The organism is Neobacillus sp. C211, from assembly GCF_051842875.1.
GTDB lineage: Bacteria > Bacillota > Bacilli > Bacillales > Cytobacillaceae > Neobacillus.
In genome coordinates, this window is sequence record NZ_JBPXRO010000003.1 from 168,649 (window position 1) to 186,649 (window position 18,001).

Here is an 18,001-nt window from a genome sequence, read left to right on the forward strand (position 1 = left end):
CTCCTCCTTTTTTCTTTTACGGTTTGATTACAATTTCTGATGCCTGCTTGCGGAGATGCGTCTTTAATATTTTCCCAACACCATTTCTTGGCAGTGCCTCTAGGAAAACGATTCTGCGTGGTGTTTTGTTTTTTGCTAAATGGTCCTGGCAATAGTGAATTAAATCCTCTTCCGTTACTTTTGCACCGGGTTTTTTCACGACACAGGCAACCATTTCTTCGCCCATTCGTTCATCGGGAATACCAACAACCGCTGCCTCAAAAACTTGTTCATGAGCATTTAATATTTCTTCGACATCACGAGGATACACATTAAATCCGCCGCGAATAATTAAATCCTTCTTTCGGTCAACGATATAGACATAGCCCTCATCATCCATCCGGGCCATATCCCCGGTAAATAACCACGAATCTTTTAAGACACGGTTGGTTTCTTCTGCATTTAGATAGTAGCCAGGCGTGACATTATAACCGCGAACGATTAATTCACCCACTTCACCAACAGGAACTTCCTCGCCATTTTCATCGACGATTTTCAACACTACCCCAGGAATCGGGATCCCAACAGAGCCAGGTTTTATTTCGATTCCTTTGCGATGAGCAGTAACAACCGGAGCAGCCTCTGATAACCCATAGCCCTCATACACTTTTGCGCCAAATTTTTGTTCAAAAGCGTGCAATAAGGCAACTGGCAGCGGTGCAGAACCTGATCCGACTGATTCAAGACTGGTGATGTTATATTGGTCGGCATGTGGAGAAGATACTAAGGCATGAATCATCGCGGGAACAGCCGAGAACGTCTTTACCTGATGTCTTTCAATCGCTTTAAATACCTCCTGTGTATCAAAGCTTGAAAAAATAACGATAGAGCTGCCTGTTAGAAAGCAAATATTCGAAATCGTTAAGCCATATACATGAGCAAGCGGCAGGACTCCAAGTGTTGTGCCCCGCTCTGTTTCATTATGTTTTGCTGAATTCTCGGCATTAGAATATAAGTTTTTATGGGTTAATAGCACCCCTTTTGGATTTCCAGTCGTACCTGAGGTATATAGAATGACTGCTGTATCATCTGAGTTCACACCATCGACAAGTTGATTTTCGGCGGGGACAAACACTTCATAAAAGTTTTTCGTACGTTCGTCTGATGGCAGATCAACAACAATTAACTGTGGTTTAGCCGGTAATCCTTCAAATGAACTTTCAACATTATTCCTTACTGCGGAGGAGGTAATTACTGCTTTTGCGCCAGAATTTCGTGCTATGTAGTGAAGCTCCTTTGGATGCAAAGTAAACATAACCGGGACAATCGTTGCTCCTGCTCTGGTAATTCCCTGATAGGCAAAGAGGACCTCAGGACAATTGGGCATACAAACTATTACTCTGTCACCCTTAGCAATTCCAAGATTTCGCAAACCACATGCAAATTGGTCCGAGAATTGCTTCGTTTCAATATTAGTGAACGTCTTTTCTTTGTAAAATAAAAAAGGATACTCACCATACTCGGCGATATTTGTTTCCAGCAGGTCTTTCAACTTCACAACATCCGCTCCCTTTTTAAAAATCTTATAAAACACCCGAAGGTATAGGACTACCACTATTACTAGGTCGAACGATAAATAACAACTGAACCTTTTTGCTCATAACTAACCTGCTGTCTTTCTTCAAGTAAATCCAAATGGCCTTGAATTTGTGATAATCCTAAGAACACGGTATTCCCCTGCAATCGTGGATACATTTGCCTGCAGATTTCATAGATGGATTTTCCGCCTGTTGAAAGAATCGCTAAAATCTGTTCACAGCGCTTTTCCTGTTCTAGTAATCTTGTTTTGATCAAGGATAAATGATCACTAAATGCCTCGCCGTGACCTGGGTAAATCATTTCCAACTGCAGTCGGCTTACTTTTTCAAGTGAGTCTCGGTATTGCATTAACGGCCTCGGACGATTGACCTCGCCTGGATTAGGTGGCTCGATAAAGGCATTCACGGAAAAAGACTTTAATAAATGGTCGCCGGCAAAGGTATCGCCTGTTTCTTGGTTCCATAGTAAAATATCAGATTGGCTGTGGCCGGGAACATGAATTACCTCATACCTCTTTCCACCTAAAGGAATAACATCACCTTCATTTAGATAGGTAATATTCCGCCACTTTTCCTCGTTAAATGGCCGTTCGATGATGTGAATGAATGGATCGGCACCACAGTTCGTTAAAAACTTGTGAAAAAAAGCCTGCACTCGCCGATACTCTTCCACACCAACATTAATCGAACCTCTCGCCTGTTCATGGACATAGATTGGCACATCTATTTCTTCCAAAATGTAAGGAATTGCACCCGCATGGTCGATATGGATGTGAGTAAGGACAATCTGATCAATATCCTTCAATGTAACGTCATGCTTATGTAGTTTACTTTTGAGTTGTTGAAAGGACGCTTTACCTGGGTTACCCGTGTCGATTAACGTAACTGAATCACCAATCGCCAAAAAGGCATTGACCGTACCCTCAGCAAAATGGGTTTCTAATTCAAGCGGTACAATTCTATACAATTTAATACCCCTCCCTACTAAAACATTATTTAACTATCACTTTTTGACAGGAGGAACGACCTAAGCACTATCAAAACTATATTTATCATTTTAATTCATAGATTGCTTTTGTGACGAGGATGGCACCTGTTGCCCCGAGTGGATGTCCGTGGGCAATAGCACCACCGTTTTTATTTACTTTTTCAAGATCCATCCGAAATAAGGGGCCCTGCTCATGCTTTCTGTCCCGCCAGCAATATAGACATCCCCATCCCCGGCACGTATTGCTTGGGCAGCAAGATTGACAGCATTCAGTCCTGACCCGCACTGACGGTCTACTGTTATTCCTGGCAAATCTAGCGATAACCCCGTCTGTAAGGCTGTTAATCTAGCGATATTTCCACCGCCGGACAAGACATTTCTAAAAATAACATCGTCTATGATTTCCGGATTAATTTTGGCGCGATTAACTACTTCTTTAATAACTTCTGCCCCCAATACGTGGGCAGGAACACCTGCAAGAGCACTTCCTTGTCTGCCAATCTCAGTTCTGACGGCTGAAACGATGACCGCATCTCTTTTCATTACGCATTCAACCCTTGGAATATTGAATGTTGAACTTTTTAATTGAATTTCAAGTAATTTTAGGATATTTTACTGTTCTTTCTATCTAAATAACCCTGTTAGGATTCATCCTTTTTGAAAAATAGGATTCTATCAGGAAAATTTCTGGTTTTATCAGCGAATTCCTCAGTTCTATGGGCGAATCCTACAATTCTATGGGCTAATTTCTTAGTTTTATGGGCGAATCCCACGGTTTTATGGGCGAATCTGCTAATTCAATCAGCGAATCTCATTTTGGTGATAATATTTACATCGCATGCGCCCCTCCATCGACAACCACGATATCTCCCGTCACAAAGTCCGAAGCTGGTGCAGCTAGGAATAAGGCAACGCCTTTAAGATCATTATCGGTACCAAATTTCCTTAATGGTGTCCCTTCCAGAATGGCTTCTCCCCCTTGATCAAGCAGCCCTTTTGACATTTTCGTCGGGAAAAAACCTGGGGCAATCGCATTTACATATATGCCACTAGGTCCCCACTTAACAGCTAAATCTTTAGTAAAAGTAATCACAGCCCCTTTACTAGAGTTGTAGCCAATTGCATTCATATACTTTGGATTACTGCCCTTTAAACCAGCCACTGATGCAATGTTAATTATTTTTCCTGATTTTTGTTCGAGCATCACTTTTCCAACCGCCTGTGACATTAAGAAGGTACCAGTAACATTTACATCCATGACCTTTTTCCAAGCTTCGAGCGGCATTTCCTCGACTGGTGCTCCCCAAGTGGCACCGCTATTATTTACGAGAATATCGATTCTCCCAAATCGTTCAATCGTCCGCTTGACGACATTCTTGATATCTTCGGGGCTGGTGACATCACATTTTAAGGCAAAACTCTCCACACCCAGTCTTTTTATGCCTTCGCTTACTTCCTCACAGGCTTCCAATTTTCTTGAACAAACCACTACATTTGCACCTGCTTCCGCAAAGCCTTCAGCGATTTGCTGGCCAAGTCCCCTGCCGCCGCCTGTTACAATAGCTACTTTTCCCGTTAAATCAAACAACTCTTTCACATTCATTGATCTTTCCCCCTATTAATAGCATCATTGAACCCGTTACCACCGAAACCGGTAAAAAGCTTCCTGCACTTCCCTTTATAGACAGTCACTAAATACTAACCAGTTGGTATGTAGATATTTCTTATAATATCAAAATTTTCATAATATTCACATCCGACTTGATAACAATAAACCCAGCAGCAAGAAGGTTTTTTTCTTCTTGGTGCCGGGTCTAAATATACTTCATGTAATCAATATCGGTGATAGACTACCTCACCTTTTAATACTTCATTTCCTTGTTGATTGACTGCTTGGACCGTAAAGCGCAGATTTTGTTCCTGCTTTTCTTTCAGTGTCGCTTTCAGTGTAATCACATCATTTAAAAATACCATTCCTTTAAAACGGATCGAGTAATCCTGTATGAAGCCTTCGTCATAATAAGTAGTAAAAAGCTTTGCAAGGTTCCCCATTGTCCACATTCCATGGGCAATTATTCCTGGTAATCCTGCTTTTTTCGCCTCATCATCAATCGTGTGTATTGGGTTAAAGTCTCCTGAAGCACCCGCATACTTGATTAAGTCAAGACGCGAAACAGGCTCCAATTGAATTTCTTTGACCGATTCTCCAACTTGTAATTCAGTAAGAGTACTCATTGTGCCAACACCTTCCTCACAGCTTCAGAGATGACAATCGTTGAGGATGAGCTAAAAATTAAAGCGCCGGATAGATCCTCACCGTAATTTTCCACAACCAGGAATCCCATTTTCCCAAAGCTCCCTTTTTTCTCAAAGTAGCTTTTTACTTTGGAATAACAGTAAATTGTTTCGCCAACCCTTAATGGCCGCTCGTAATGAAATGTTTGTTCCCCGTGGATTAGACCTTTATTGGGAAGATTTAATCCTTCGGTGACACCATAATCAAAAGTTCTTGGAAAGGTTGGAGGTGCAATGTTGGCTTTGTTTCTTGAATTTCTTCCAGTTTCTTCATCAAAATAAATGGGATGAAGGTCACCAATCGCCTCCGCAAATTTTTTGACGGCTCCTCTTTCAACTTCATTTTTAACCTTGTTTGATTGTTTGCCTATCTGGTCTTTAAACAATTCATCCTCACCTCACCTAATTAACATTTTGGTCCGCCGGCAACATAAATTACTTGGCCATTCACGAAAGACGATTTTTCATCAGCAAAGAAGGCTACTGTATTGGCAATGTCTTCTGGCTTGCCACTTCTGCCGACTGGAATATGTGCCACACTTGCTTGAATTAATTGCTCAAAAGGAATGCCGATTCTGGCAGCGGTTTCCTTTGTCATCTCCGTTTCAATAAATCCTGGCGCCACTGAGTTTGCTGTAATCCCATATCTTCCCAACTCAATTGCGAGTGTTTTTGTAAAGCCCTGCAAGCCGGCCTTTGCCGCCGCATAATTGGCTTGACCGCGATTTCCAAGTGCTGATGTCGAAGAAATATTGATGATACGCCCATATTTATTTTCGACCATATATTTTTGTGCAGCTCGGGCTGCATTGAATGATCCTTTTAAGTGCACATCCATAACGGTCTGCCAATCTGAATCGGTCATTTTAAAAAATAGATTATCGCGGATTACCCCGGCATTGTTCACGAGGATATCTACGGAGCCAAATGCCTCATAAACCTCTTTCATTGCATCTTCAACCTGCTCGGCATCAACGACGTTTGCAACCTTTGAATAAACGTCATAACCTTTTTCTTTTAATTCACTAGTTGTTTCACTTAACGCCTCTTCGTTCAAATCTATTATAGCTACCTTTGCTCCTTCTTGTGCAAAAAGCTCGGCAATCCCTTTGCCTATTCCACGGCTTCCACCCGTAACAAAAGCAACTTTTCCCGTAAATCTGCCTGCCATTTCTATTCCTCCTGAGTTTAATAAATTTATAGATTGCGCTTACATTTAAATTGTGGCTATGTTATAGTTCATTTGATTTAGTTGTCAATAACCCTCATTGGAGACACTTTTCTTTGTTTTTCCCTGATTTCTGTTGCCAATAGCCCTCATTGGAACCACTTTTCTTTGTTTTTCCCTGATTTCTGTTGCCAATAGCCCTCATTGGAACCACTTTTCTTTGTTTTTCCCTGATTTCTGTTGTCAATAAACCTCATTGGAACCACTTTTCTTTGTTTTTCCCTGATTTCTGTTGCCAATAGCCTTCATTGGAGACACTTTTCTTTGTTTTTCCCTGATTTCTGTTGTCAATAACCCTCATTGGAGACACTTTTCTTTGTTTTTCCTGATTTCTGTTGCCAATCGTCTGGACCTTACAAATACAATAAATATGTCTCTTCACGACTTTATTTTGAACATCGAAATATAACAGAGACAATAATTATACGTATTGACCAATCTTCACATGACCTTTAATTAGGTTACGTGCGATAATCATTCGTTGGATTTCGTCTGTGCCGTCGTAAATTCTCCATAGTCTTGCTTCACGATACCAGCGCTCAATTGGTAATTCTCTTGTATACCCCATCCCGCCGTGAATTTGAAGGACACGGTCAACGACGTTGTTGCCCATATTTGCACCATATAATTTTGCCATCGATGCTACGTGTCGATTATCTTCCCCATGATCTAGAGTAAAGGCAGCGTTCAAGACTAGCCATCTTGCTGCTTCAATTTCAACCACAGAATCTGCGATTTGCCATTGGATTGCTTGTCTTTCAGCAATAGGTTTCCCAAATGTAACCCGTTCCTTGGCATAATCAATCGCCATTTGCAGCAAGCGTTCAGCGGCACCGACTGCTCTTGCCCCAACAACCCAGCGTGCAAACCCAATCCACTCGAGACCGAGATTATACCCCTTGTGTAATTCACCCAGAATATTTTCCTCCGGAACACGGACATTATCGAATACTAAGCCGGCTGGACCCCATTCTCCCATTGTATGTATATACTCTGATTTCCAGCCCATATCGCGATCGACAATAAAGCATGTAACCCCTTCGCGGCCTTGTGTTGATTGATGTCGTTCCTTATCCGTAATCGCTATCGCCATAACGAAGTCCGCTTCGTTTCCGCCGGTAATGAACGTTTTTTCACCATTTAGAACCCATTCACTGCCGTCTTTCACAGCTGTCATTTTGATATTTCTGGTATCAGAACCAGCACCTGGCTCTGTCATTGCAAAGCAGGACTTTTTCTCACCATTTATTGTTGGAAGTAAGTATTTTTTCTTTTGTTCTTCGTTGCCATAGTAAAGAATATTATCTGCACCACCGCCGAACTGGAATGGGACAAAGGTTTTTGACACTTCCATTAACACAATTGCCATCATCATTTGACCAAGATCTGCACCACCATATTCCTCTGGAGTGTTAATTCCCCAAAAACCTGCTTCCTTCGCTTTTAGTTGCAGCTCTTTTAGTTTACTTGCAGGAAGACTCGGTTTACCTTCTCGTTCATTACGAAGTACATCGTTTTCAAGAGGAATCAGTTCTTTTTCTACGAATCTTCTAATTGTTTTTTGGACCATTTTTTGTTCATCAGTCAATCGTAAATACATACCATTCACTCCATTCTTATTCTTAACATCAAGTTTAATGCCGTTAATTTATAATATGCTGAACCGATAGCAGGCATACCTACCGGTTGGTATGTTAACTTTATTTTATTCCGAACTTTCAGATAATACAAGTTAATATTTTCCTAATAAAAAAAATTCTCGAGCTATGGCTCCAAAGAATTTTTTGTTAACTATACATGACTAATTACTTTTCTTGCTGCCCGCTCTCTTAAGGTGAAAATGGTAAGTGAACTTCCAAGCCAAAATAGGAGACCTAGAATGATACTAAAAATCCAATTTTCACTGGTTTCCAATGTTATTAAAACTGTTATTACACAAATGATTCCACCAATCATTCCATATACTGAGCCTCTAGCAATATTTGTGGCTTTCTTAGTCCCCGAGGCAATTCCCACCATAATAACGGCTGTCAACATTACGGCTGGAAAAGCGGCAAAAATACCGGCAAGAATCTTCCATGGGGAAATAATAGTTATAAGATAACTTAGGGAGACTGCTGCCCCACCTAGTAAAAACCGAATAAATAAGTCCTTTTTATTCATGTTGTCCACCTTTTTCATTTAATGAGATGTAATGGATACAACAACAATTGATACAGTAAACCAGCAAGCCATTGCATGCAGGATTCCCTTTTTCCAACCTATCTTAGGAAGCAGGTAGCCTTCGAGGATGGAGACAAGAATATTGATTGCCATCCCAAAAATGGCGCCTTTAGATAACATGATCGAATGGGTAATAAGCTGACCTCCGTGAAAATCAAGACCAATGGTGAGTAATGCTGCCAGGTAAACAGCAGGAAATGCAGCAAATATTCCCCCAGCTTTCTCCCCTAACTTCTTTGCTACGACAGTACAGGCAACTACAGCTAGACCTCCCAATAGGAATCGAAGAAGCAGTCCGCCAAGTGATAAACTAACCATTTTAAATTCGCCTCTTTTATTGTTTTGACATGCTGTTAAAAATAATTTGATTTGTGAATTGAATCACAATCATTCGATGTATTCATTTTAACTCATTTCCATGACTATGCATTTGAACGTTTTATTAACGTTTTTAAAGAGATTTCTCATTAAATTTAAGTTTGATGACTAATTTCCTGACAATTTACAAAAGATAATAGTGATATTCATTAGAATATCGTCGTTTCAAATCCTTTGATGAGGTGATTTTAGATGAGTTATAAAGACCATTTAGATCCGCACTCAGAGCTCTTTCACTACCATACGACGCGTCCAAAACGTCAAAATTCACAAGTGAATGGGCAAACTCAAGTGACGCACAACACGATCATCTTAAGGAGTAATGCCAAGGCCCACCGTTGGGTTTAGGCAAAGAAACGAGTAATGGCAGCATAAACATTTACTGTCATTAGAAATGACCTTTTCTCGAACAGCAATTTCGAGAAAAGGTTTTTCTTTTTCTAAGTAATTTGTTATTACAATATTGATAATGTTTGTTCCAAAAGATATCATAAAATCTATTAAGAAAAAAAACGGGAGTGGTACATAACATGTTTGATGACTTTACGATTAGAGATGCCGATATGTGTGATTTGCCTGTAATTGTTGATATATACAATACAACCATAGCAAGTAGGATGGTTACAGCCGATCTTGAACCAATATCAGTAGAAAACAGAGTTCAATGGTTTAACGATCATTCATCAACCTTTCGTCCATTATGGGTTGTAGAAAATCAAGGAGAAATTTGTGCATGGGTTAGTTTCCAATCTTTTTACGGCAGGCCTGCCTATAATGCGACGGCAGAAATTAGTATCTATATTCATCCCGACTTTCGAGGCAGGAAACTTGGTAAATATTTAATCCAAAAAGCAATCGATACCTGTCCAAGTCTACAAATCAAAACCTTACTAGGTTTTATTTTTGGTCATAATGAACCTAGCATTAAACTTTTCTCAAGTTTTGGATTTGAAAAATGGGCACAGCTTCCGAATGTGGCTGAGTTGGATGGCATTGAACGTGATTTAGTTATCCTTGGAAAAAGACTCTTCTAAAAATCTTGAAATCGAAGAACAGATAGCTTATGGAATACACTCCATAAGCCTTTTCCATGTAGGCAATCAGATAATAATGTAGTAAAAGTTTTTATAGTTATTAATATTTCAAGCGTTGCATTATTCCAAAATAATGGATTATCTAGTACTATAGACTAAGGAGTAATAAATACTCACTACTCCTTGTTTTTAATAAACTTTATTCCTTTAAGAGAACTGGAGATTTCCATGAATAAAATAAAGATCATCATCTTCTACTTTTTTACAAGTATTATTTGGATATATGGGTCCAATTATGTAATCGAACAATATGTGCCCTCTTCACTTATTGAGTTGGTGTTAAGGTCAAAAGAGATCTTATATGTTGCCATGACTGGAGGGTTCATTTATTTCTTCATTAGTAAAAAAGAGGAGTTAGATGTTTCCCAGGAAGATCAGAAACGTCTATCTACTTTAATCAATTCAATGGTTGATTTTGTTAACTTTAAAGACGGTGAAGGCAGATGGATTGAAGCAAATGAATTTGGTTTACAATTGTTCCAGCTTGAGAATGTGGATTATCGGGGGAAAAAGGATTCGGAATTAGCCGAGTATACAGACTTTTACGGTGATGCTCTCAGATTTTGTGAAACTTCTGATGAAGAAGCTTGGATTAATCGAGAAATCACTCGCATAGAGGAAGTCCTTCCTGTTCCAGATGGATCAGTAAAAATATTTGACACGATTAAAGTACCACTATTTCACGAAGATGGCAGTCGACAAGGTTTGGTCATCATTGGACGTGATATTACCGAAAAAAAGGAAATGGCCTTAAAATTAGCAGAGAGTCAGCAACAATATAAGTCATTATTTGAATACAGTCCAGATATTGTTTATATGATGGATTTAGGCGGAACTATTACCAATTTAAACCCACAGTATGATGTCATTACAGGCTTCAAACGGGAAGAAGCGATTGGGAAAAATGTAAAACAATTATTACCGAAAAGTTATAAACGATATCTTCCAAAGTTCATTTCCACTGTTGTGGAAGAAATAAAACCGGTCATGTATGAGCTGTATATACCACATGCAAACGGGAATCGGATTATCTTACAATGTACTTCCCTTCCAATGATAATTAATGGAAATATCACTGGGATCATTGGCTATGGCAGTGATGTGACCACCTTAAGGGATGCAGAAGAACGTCTTCGCAGGACAGAAAAGCTATCAATCGTTGGAGAATTATCTGCCAGCGTTGCCCATGAAATTCGGAATCCGCTGACGTCATTAAAAGGATTTGTCCAACTTTTACAAATGGAAGATGAGAAGCATCAATTTTTTTATCAAATTATGCTCGACGAATTAAATCGTATCAATGACATTGTTGGTGAGCTTTTGTTATTGGCAAAGCCTCAGCTTTTAAAATATACCAAAGCAGATCTTCAGAAGCTATTAATGGACGTCATATCATTATTAAACACCGAAGCCAGTTTATATAATGTTCAAATTGAATCTCTTTTTCCAGAAAACAACATATGGATTGAATGCGAACCAAATCAACTCAAGCAATTGTTTATCAATTTGATTAAAAATTCGATTGAAGCAAGCCAAAATGGCGGAACGGTTTCCATTATTCTAGAGCAAATAGAAAATAGTCATGTGTTAATTTTCATTAAAGACAATGGCTGCGGAATTTCAAAAGAAAGATTAGAGAAAATTGGCGAACCTTTCTACTCTTCTAAAGAAAAAGGGACTGGGTTAGGTTTAACGGTTAGTTTCAAGATTGTTCAATCCCATCAAGGCAATATCCATTTTGATAGTCAGAAAAATCAAGGGACTTCGGTTCAAATTTCATTACCGATCAAGCAAAAAGACCCTAAAAACAACCAGCGCTCGATTCCTGAAGGAGTGTAAGACAAATGAGTGATTAGCCCGTCCACTACGACGGGTTTTTCTTTTTCTTCCGATTCCGGAAAAAAGCAATAATTAATAACATGGAAGGAATGATAATTTGAAAGGGCCAATGTAAATAAGTAGGTACTATAACCAGCCCTTCCTTTATATGTTCCGAATAATTAGATGCAATCGTAACTGATGTAAATAAGACGATAATTCCAAGTGGGAACCCGAGCTTTCGTTGGTTTTTTAATTGAAAGATATCAGCGGCACCAGCCACTGCAGCATAATAGTAGATGGCAATCTTAAAAAAACCTCCAATGATTAGATAGAGCATAAACAAGACATCGAGACGTTCGATAAAATCGGCAATTTGAATTTTCCCAACTGTCGTTAATAGTGGGAAAGTGGAATAACTAAAGAGATTTACCCCTAATACTGAAATATTTACTACTACTGTAATGGTAATATTTATTCCGCTTAATATCATGCCACTTAAACAGACTATTTTAACCTTCTTTTTATCATTTACAAACGGGAGCAGCATTGTAAAGACGACCATTTCTCCAAAAGGAAAGTTTATGGTTTGGGTTAAAAATGTCTTTATTACCGGTTTCAACCCATTCTCTAAAATCGGTTTTAAATTTCCCAAATGAATTAACCCAGAAAAGATAATTAACAGCATTCCTAATATCGCAGTCAGGTAAACAACCCCAAAATAAATTTCTCCAACTCGGGCTATGACCTCAAACCCCTTATGGATTCCATAGATAATAGTAATGATCATCAAGGTATTGATAACAAACAATGGTGTACTATTATAAATAGTGGTTGTTAATAACTCTCCAAAATCTCGCAATACCCTGGCTGCAAGATAAATAAAATAAACAATATATAAGAACCCAATCAACCGTCCAAGCCATTTTCCAGTTATTTCTTGAACATAACTAGTTAAGGGAAGGTCAGGATAGTACAAAAATAATTTGTAATAAATAAAAAAGATCATGATACCGCCAGTTAAACCGAGCAAAATGGCTATCCAAGCATCCTGTTTCGCATCTGATGCAATCCCAACTAGAATCGCACTACCCATTTCAAACAAAATGACTAGGACGAACAATTGGGTTGCACTTATTTTCGCCTTTTCCATGTACGATTAATCCCCCCCTTAAAAAGGGTTATTTATTTAAAACCGGGCTTGTTTGTTTCTTCCTGTTACGAATAAAAGCAATGATTAGTAAGATGGAGGGGATGATGATTTGAAAAGGCCATAGCAAATAAATTGGTACAAAAATCAGCCCTTCCTTTATAAATTCTGCAAAATTTGATGCAATCGTAATTGATGAAAATAAAACGAGCATTCCAATTGGAAACCCAAGCTTGCGTTGATCTTTAAATTGAAAGATATCGGCAGTTCCGGCCACTGCAGCATAATAATAAATGGCAATTTTAAAGAAACCACCAATGATTAAATAGAGCATAAATAATACATCTAAACGCTCGATAAAATCGGCAATTTGGATTCTTCCTACTGTGTTTAATAAGGGGAAAGAGGACCGACGAAAGAGATCCACTCCCAAAACAGAAATATTTACTACCGCTGTAATGGCAATATTTATTCCCGCTAATATCATCCCACCCACACAGACTATTTTGGCCTTTTTTTTATCATTTAAGAACGGGAGCAGCATCGTAAAAACAACCATTTCTCCAAAAGGAAAGTTGATGGTTTGAGTTAAAGAGGTTTTAATAACAGGTTTTAAGCCATTCTCTAAGATCGGTTTTAGATTACTCAAATGAATTAAACCCGAAAAGGTAATTAGCAGCATGCCTAATATCGCTGTCAGGTAAACAACTCCAAAGTAAATTTCTCCAATTCGGGCTATTACTTCAAACCCTTTATGGAGCCCATAGATAATAGTAAGAATCATCAAAGTATTGATCACAAATAGTGGAGTGCTATTATATATCGTTGTGGTTAATAACTCTCCAAAATCTCGTAATACCCTTGATGCAAGATAAATAAAATTGACAATATATAAGAACCCAATCAACCGTCCAAGCCATTTTCCTAAAATTTTTTGAAGATAACTAGTTAAGGGCAGGTCAGGATAGTACATATATAAGCGGTAATAAATAAAAAAGACAATGATTCCCCCAGCTAAACCGAACAATATAGCTATCCAGGCGTCCTGTTTCACTTCTGATCCGAGACCAAGAAGAATGGCACTACCCATTTCAAACAAAACAATCAGCACGAACAATTGGAAACCACTTATTTTTGCTTTTTCCATGTACGATCGTCCCCCCCTCCTTACTTCGCGTTATTTATTAATGCCTGACCAAAATGGATTTGTCCGTACTCCTTCGCGACGCACGTATGAATCTACCTTTACATTCACTTCCAGGTCTGCAAAATAATCGTTCCAATTCCCCTTTAGCTTCTTCCATAATTCAGGGTTAGCTTTATGTACACTATCACCAAACCCGAAGATATCACACTTTAGTTTCTGGACTTCCTTTACTGAAGACTGTATTTCCTTTTTAATCTCTTTTTCCACTAATTTTTCAATTTTTCCAATAATTGTTGGATCCATCAAGTCAATTGCGGTATTCGCTTCACTAATCCAGCCTTCATTCTCAATTTTAATATTTATTACAGGTTTCCCATTTTTAAAGATAGTTGAGACTTTGGTTTTTGATCTAATAGGCACCATACTAATGGCATTTTTCTTACCATTCCACTTTAGAGTTATATCGGTACTCTTCGCTTTATCTAGGACCCAGATCACTCCACGAGCCTTGTTACTTTCAATCCAACCGGTCAATTCACCGTCTTTAATAACCGCTAAGCCATCAGCTGAGAGGTAAGCATCGGTTGTTGTTTTTTGCAAATTAGTTGCTTTATTGGCTTCTTCTTTCTTACCAATTAGTCGATAACCGTTTAGAATAGGTTCTTTTCCACTGCCGACAATTCCATCAATGAGATCATCTATACTTATACTTATATTTTCCCCTTTCATAGCTTCAGTTGATTTGATCTCTTTTGTAATCTTAGTAACAGGCAGTTTATCGAGAATAGTCAGAGTTGTGACTATTTCCTCTGCCGTAGAATCTCTTGCTATAATTAGCTCTGTAGTTGTTCTAAATTCTGGATCCCTTGCAAAGGCATCTAACATATTAAGCATTAGAGTTCTATCACGTGCCACTTCTTCACTAACAACGACTACATTGGTGTGCGCATAATATAAACGGCGCGAAACCTTTTTAGTTGCATTTCTAGATGCTTCAGTAATGGTTCTACCAGTGCTTTTATAAACGGCTATCGGCAGCCCCTGGCCTCCTCCACCTTGCGCAGCTGAAACGTTCGCGGGATTAACAAGCTGAAACGAAATATGGTACAGATCGTCCTCACCCCTATCAATACCAAGTGCCATTACAAAGGCCAAATCAGTCAACTCTTTCTGATTCCAGCAAGCACTCAGGATCGGCAGAGACATGATTAAGATCAAAATAATAATGAACCATTTTTTCATCATTCTTCACCATTTTTAGGTTGATTTTCTGTTGGTTTAGGTGGACCAGGCTTTTGATGATCTCCTGTCCTCTTCATATTGCCTTTGCTAATAAACATCGGTCTATTTTTCATAGCCCAGACTGGAAAGCGAATAAATGCGTCCTGTTGATTATGGATGTTGAAAGGTGCTAGTGGCATCATGTATGGAATTCCAAACGAGCGAAGCGAACATAAATGAAGTGACATGAACATCAGCCCTAACATGATTCCATAAAAGCCTAACATCGTAGCTAATCCCATCAGGACAAACCGGACTAATCTTGCCGCAATCGCCATAGCAAATACGGGTGTGGAAAAATTTGCGATTGCAGTAATTGAAACGACAATAACCATTACAGGAGAGACGAAACCAGCCTGTACGGCTGCCTGACCAATTACGAGGGCCCCGACAATGGAAACGGCCTGACCAACAGCCCTTGGAAGCCTAAGCCCCGCCTCCCTTAAAATTTCAAATGTAACCTCCATGATTAATGCCTCAACAAAAGCAGGAAAGGGAACATTTTCCCGTTGAGCGGCAATAGCAATCGCCATCGTCGTCGGGATCATCTCCTGATGAAAGGTGGTCGCAGCAATATAAACAGAAGGTCCAATAACTGCGATAAGGAATGCTAAAATTCTTAACAATCGAATTCCTGTTGATATGTCAAATCGTGAATAGTAATCATCCGGTGCTTGGAAAAATTGAATAAAAATAGCTGGAACTGTAACAACAAACGGGGTCCCATCGACTATTATGGCAATTCTCCCTTCTAGTAAATGTGATGTCACGACATCTGGCCTTTCTGAGTGGTACGTGGTTGGAAATGTTGTCCAAGTTTGATCTTCAATCAATTGCTCTATATATCCAGAAGCAAGGATGGAATCGATATTGATTTGTTGAAGCCTTTCTTTGACCTCTCCAACAATTTTTTCATTGGCAATTCCTTCCAAATATATAATGGCGATATCAGTTTGGGAAACAGACCCTAGTTTCATGGAATCCACCCGTAAATTTGGACTTTTTATACGGCGGCGAATTAAAGCCGTATTCGTACGGAGTGTTTCCGTAAACGAATCTTTTGGACCACGAATTGATAATTGTGTGGAAGGCTCCGTAATCGAACGCCTTTCCCATCCTTTTGTTTCACCACTGATAGCTTTATTGCATCCCTGTAAAAAGATGACCGTATCTCCTGAGAACAATGAATCAAATACCTGATTCCAATTATCAATTGTCTTGACACTTCCAAGTGCCATAGTTTTATCCAGCATGTATTGTATTAGATCGACTGGTTCATCCGGTACCTTTGTTTCGATTACTGTTTCTAATATATAGTCGGCTATTGCATCAGAACTAGCCATTCCGTCAACGTAAACAAGAGCACCTTTATGTGGCCCAATTTTAAACTCGCGAAAGTTAATATCGCTACTATTGCCAACTTCCTCTTTTAGACGAGATATATTCTCTTGATAGTCTCTTAAAATCGGCAAGTCCTCCGGTTTTTGCGGATCTTGTTTTTGCCTATAATTATCATCCTGTCTCTTTTTTTGTTTATTTTTAAGCATCTTAGACAAAATCGACACAATACCGGCCTCCTTAAAAATTATTTGAACACTTTTCTCCCAATACTGGATATATTGCCCAAGGTATATCACTTTATCCCATTGAAAGTGGTTTTTATACAACCATAATTAAAATATACGAGTTAGAATAAGGAACAGCTTAGAAAAGAACAATAAAAACAAGATATTCCTAAGGGTGTGGTGAGGTTGAAAATATTGTTTGTTACGACCCTGCTGGCATTTGGCAGCTTAATACTAATTATTTCGTTGGATCTTTTGATGGGCGCAAGTATTTCAGGAATTATTTGGAAGGCAATTAACCCTTTTAGGGTAATGGAGGCAGCCGAATATATCATTGTTTTATTATTTATATTGTTTTTCGTCATTGATTCCTTCGGTGCTTATTTAAATAAGAAAAAAGGGAATTCATCTAACTAAAACGTAAAAATAATACGGTTTTCATTTTTCTTGGAAATATAAAAAAAGATAAGAGCTTACCTTATAATGGCAAGCCCTTATCTGAATTAGTATTTGATCTTTCTTTTTCTCTTTTATGGAACAACCGTTTATATATAGCACCTACAGCAGACAGACTACCCCACCATCTCCTCTTTCTTTCATAATTTGCACCATACACATAACGGTTCCAAAAAAAGTAGATGAATTCCTCTACAATCAGCAATAGGACGAAACATAAAGCAGAAATAGTAATCCAAAACCACATTTTAAGGACCCCTTTCCCAATGGATCATTAATTCTATTCCAAAAACAACAAAGAAGTACTACCAAGGGTCAAACCTAAATATCCTCTTACCATATCTCTCATCCTTATTTTAACAAACATTTAGCAAATTGTAGACATTATGGTAATAAATGTAGAATTTGGGTCAACAGTCCTAGAATTGAAGATATGAAAAATGCCTCTGGTTTTCATCACCAAAGGCATTTTTTTATCTTTCTGGGTATCCAGGTAGCCAGTTTTCATTAGATTAATTTGGGTCCTTGTATTTTAATGCCCGTTCACTGTCCCCATAGCCCTTGGTGGTTGGATCCTGTACGATTCCTAACATAGACAGCAATACAAATACAGCATTTAAAAAGGTTAACACAGAATTTTGAATAGCATCAGTGAGTTGAAAATCAATGATCCCAAAGGAATTTAAACATGCAAACACCATTTGAGCAACAATCATAATTTGAGATACAAACGCGATAACCCAGTTCCGGTTTCTTAATCGTACCTTCCAGTTAATCATCTTCCCCAGCCCTTTCCTTTAT

The 18,001-nt window shown here is 38.7% G+C and carries 20 protein-coding genes and 1 pseudogene; 4 read left to right on the forward strand and 17 right to left on the reverse strand.

Annotated elements, in window-relative coordinates; all coding sequences use genetic code 11:
* Nucleotides 1–16: 16 nt before the first annotated feature.
* From ACSU6B_RS04410 to ACSU6B_RS04460, 11 genes and pseudogenes are all read right to left on the reverse strand, one after another.
* On the reverse strand, nucleotides 17–1,537 hold the full coding sequence (locus ACSU6B_RS04410) for a long-chain-fatty-acid--CoA ligase (protein WP_410883073.1): 1,521 nt from the start codon (nucleotides 1,535–1,537) through the stop codon (nucleotides 17–19).
* Between the two features lie 62 nt (nucleotides 1,538–1,599).
* Nucleotides 1,600–2,544: an MBL fold metallo-hydrolase gene (locus ACSU6B_RS04415; RefSeq protein ID WP_410883075.1), complete on the reverse strand. Its 945-nt coding sequence runs from the start codon at nucleotides 2,542–2,544 to the stop codon at nucleotides 1,600–1,602.
* A gap of 85 nt (nucleotides 2,545–2,629) precedes the next feature.
* Complete coding sequence (locus tag ACSU6B_RS04420; RefSeq protein WP_410883077.1) at nucleotides 2,630–2,737, reverse strand: hypothetical protein; 108 nt, start codon at nucleotides 2,735–2,737, stop codon at nucleotides 2,630–2,632.
* A 5-nt stretch (nucleotides 2,738–2,742) separates the two neighbouring features.
* Nucleotides 2,743–3,108, reverse strand: a pseudogene (locus ACSU6B_RS04425) (beta-ketoacyl synthase N-terminal-like domain-containing protein); the annotation flags it as partial.
* Nucleotides 3,109–3,394: 286 nt separating this feature from the next.
* On the reverse strand, nucleotides 3,395–4,168 hold the full coding sequence (locus tag ACSU6B_RS04430; protein ID WP_215001846.1) for an SDR family oxidoreductase: 774 nt from the start codon (nucleotides 4,166–4,168) through the stop codon (nucleotides 3,395–3,397).
* A gap of 230 nt (nucleotides 4,169–4,398) precedes the next feature.
* Nucleotides 4,399–4,800: a MaoC family dehydratase gene (locus tag ACSU6B_RS04435; protein ID WP_410883079.1), complete on the reverse strand. Its 402-nt coding sequence runs from the start codon at nucleotides 4,798–4,800 to the stop codon at nucleotides 4,399–4,401.
* Nucleotides 4,797–5,246 carry a MaoC family dehydratase N-terminal domain-containing protein gene (locus tag ACSU6B_RS04440; RefSeq protein ID WP_215001842.1) on the reverse strand — a complete coding sequence of 150 codons (450 nt, stop codon included), beginning with the start codon at nucleotides 5,244–5,246 and terminating at the stop codon, nucleotides 4,797–4,799. Before ACSU6B_RS04440 ends, ACSU6B_RS04435 begins: the two co-directional genes overlap by 4 nt.
* Nucleotides 5,247–5,266: 20 nt before the next feature.
* Nucleotides 5,267–6,031 (reverse strand): beta-ketoacyl-ACP reductase, encoded by a 765-nt coding sequence (locus ACSU6B_RS04445; RefSeq protein WP_410883082.1) that lies wholly within the window; start codon nucleotides 6,029–6,031, stop codon nucleotides 5,267–5,269.
* A 478-nt stretch (nucleotides 6,032–6,509) separates the two neighbouring features.
* Nucleotides 6,510–7,688 (reverse strand): acyl-CoA dehydrogenase family protein, encoded by a 1,179-nt coding sequence (locus tag ACSU6B_RS04450; RefSeq protein ID WP_410883084.1) that lies wholly within the window; start codon nucleotides 7,686–7,688, stop codon nucleotides 6,510–6,512.
* A gap of 191 nt (nucleotides 7,689–7,879) precedes the next feature.
* A complete protein-coding gene (locus ACSU6B_RS04455) occupies nucleotides 7,880–8,251 on the reverse strand; it encodes a DUF3147 family protein (RefSeq protein WP_410883086.1) in 372 nt (123 codons plus the stop codon).
* Between the two features lie 18 nt (nucleotides 8,252–8,269).
* Nucleotides 8,270–8,629, reverse strand: coding sequence for a DUF3147 family protein (locus ACSU6B_RS04460; RefSeq protein ID WP_410883088.1), 360 nt, complete (start codon nucleotides 8,627–8,629; stop codon nucleotides 8,270–8,272).
* Between the two features lie 252 nt (nucleotides 8,630–8,881).
* Between ACSU6B_RS04460 and ACSU6B_RS04465 the strand changes: the two genes are divergently transcribed.
* From ACSU6B_RS04465 to ACSU6B_RS04475, 3 genes are all read left to right on the forward strand, one after another.
* Nucleotides 8,882–9,037: a YpzG family protein gene (locus ACSU6B_RS04465; protein WP_088086945.1), complete on the forward strand. Its 156-nt coding sequence runs from the start codon at nucleotides 8,882–8,884 to the stop codon at nucleotides 9,035–9,037.
* A gap of 182 nt (nucleotides 9,038–9,219) precedes the next feature.
* The gene (locus ACSU6B_RS04470; RefSeq protein WP_410883090.1) at nucleotides 9,220–9,723 is read left to right on the forward strand and encodes a GNAT family N-acetyltransferase; all 504 of its coding nucleotides are present in this window, start codon (nucleotides 9,220–9,222) and stop codon (nucleotides 9,721–9,723) included.
* 228 nt (nucleotides 9,724–9,951) lie between these two features.
* Nucleotides 9,952–11,622, forward strand: a complete 1,671-nt coding sequence (locus ACSU6B_RS04475) for a PAS domain S-box protein (RefSeq protein ID WP_410883092.1) — start codon at nucleotides 9,952–9,954, stop codon at nucleotides 11,620–11,622.
* Nucleotides 11,623–11,647: 25 nt separating this feature from the next.
* Here the strand turns inward: ACSU6B_RS04475 and ACSU6B_RS04480 are convergent, their stop codons facing one another.
* Genes ACSU6B_RS04480 through ACSU6B_RS04495 form a run of 4 tightly spaced genes read right to left on the reverse strand, consistent with a single transcriptional unit; the run spans nucleotide 11,648 to nucleotide 16,726 of the window.
* Complete coding sequence (locus tag ACSU6B_RS04480; RefSeq protein WP_410883094.1) at nucleotides 11,648–12,754, reverse strand: GerAB/ArcD/ProY family transporter; 1,107 nt, start codon at nucleotides 12,752–12,754, stop codon at nucleotides 11,648–11,650.
* Between the two features lie 28 nt (nucleotides 12,755–12,782).
* The gene (locus ACSU6B_RS04485; RefSeq protein WP_410883096.1) at nucleotides 12,783–13,898 is read right to left on the reverse strand and encodes a GerAB/ArcD/ProY family transporter; all 1,116 of its coding nucleotides are present in this window, start codon (nucleotides 13,896–13,898) and stop codon (nucleotides 12,783–12,785) included.
* Nucleotides 13,899–13,928: 30 nt separating this feature from the next.
* Nucleotides 13,929–15,143 (reverse strand): Ger(x)C family spore germination protein, encoded by a 1,215-nt coding sequence (locus ACSU6B_RS04490; protein ID WP_410883098.1) that lies wholly within the window; start codon nucleotides 15,141–15,143, stop codon nucleotides 13,929–13,931.
* Complete coding sequence (locus ACSU6B_RS04495; protein ID WP_410883332.1) at nucleotides 15,140–16,726, reverse strand: spore germination protein; 1,587 nt, start codon at nucleotides 16,724–16,726, stop codon at nucleotides 15,140–15,142. The genes ACSU6B_RS04490 and ACSU6B_RS04495 overlap by 4 nt, the downstream gene beginning before the upstream one ends.
* Nucleotides 16,727–16,930: 204 nt before the next feature.
* On the opposite strand from ACSU6B_RS04495, the gene ACSU6B_RS04500 reads away from it, so the two are divergent.
* Nucleotides 16,931–17,161: a hypothetical protein gene (locus ACSU6B_RS04500; protein WP_215001829.1), complete on the forward strand. Its 231-nt coding sequence runs from the start codon at nucleotides 16,931–16,933 to the stop codon at nucleotides 17,159–17,161.
* Between the two features lie 61 nt (nucleotides 17,162–17,222).
* Here the strand turns inward: ACSU6B_RS04500 and ACSU6B_RS04505 are convergent, their stop codons facing one another.
* Together ACSU6B_RS04505 and ACSU6B_RS04510 are read right to left on the reverse strand one after the other, a co-directional pair.
* A complete protein-coding gene (locus tag ACSU6B_RS04505) occupies nucleotides 17,223–17,447 on the reverse strand; it encodes a hypothetical protein (protein WP_410883100.1) in 225 nt (74 codons plus the stop codon).
* A 265-nt stretch (nucleotides 17,448–17,712) separates the two neighbouring features.
* The gene (locus tag ACSU6B_RS04510; protein ID WP_088086936.1) at nucleotides 17,713–17,979 is read right to left on the reverse strand and encodes a phage holin; all 267 of its coding nucleotides are present in this window, start codon (nucleotides 17,977–17,979) and stop codon (nucleotides 17,713–17,715) included.
* Between the last annotated feature and the right edge of the window lie 22 nt (nucleotides 17,980–18,001).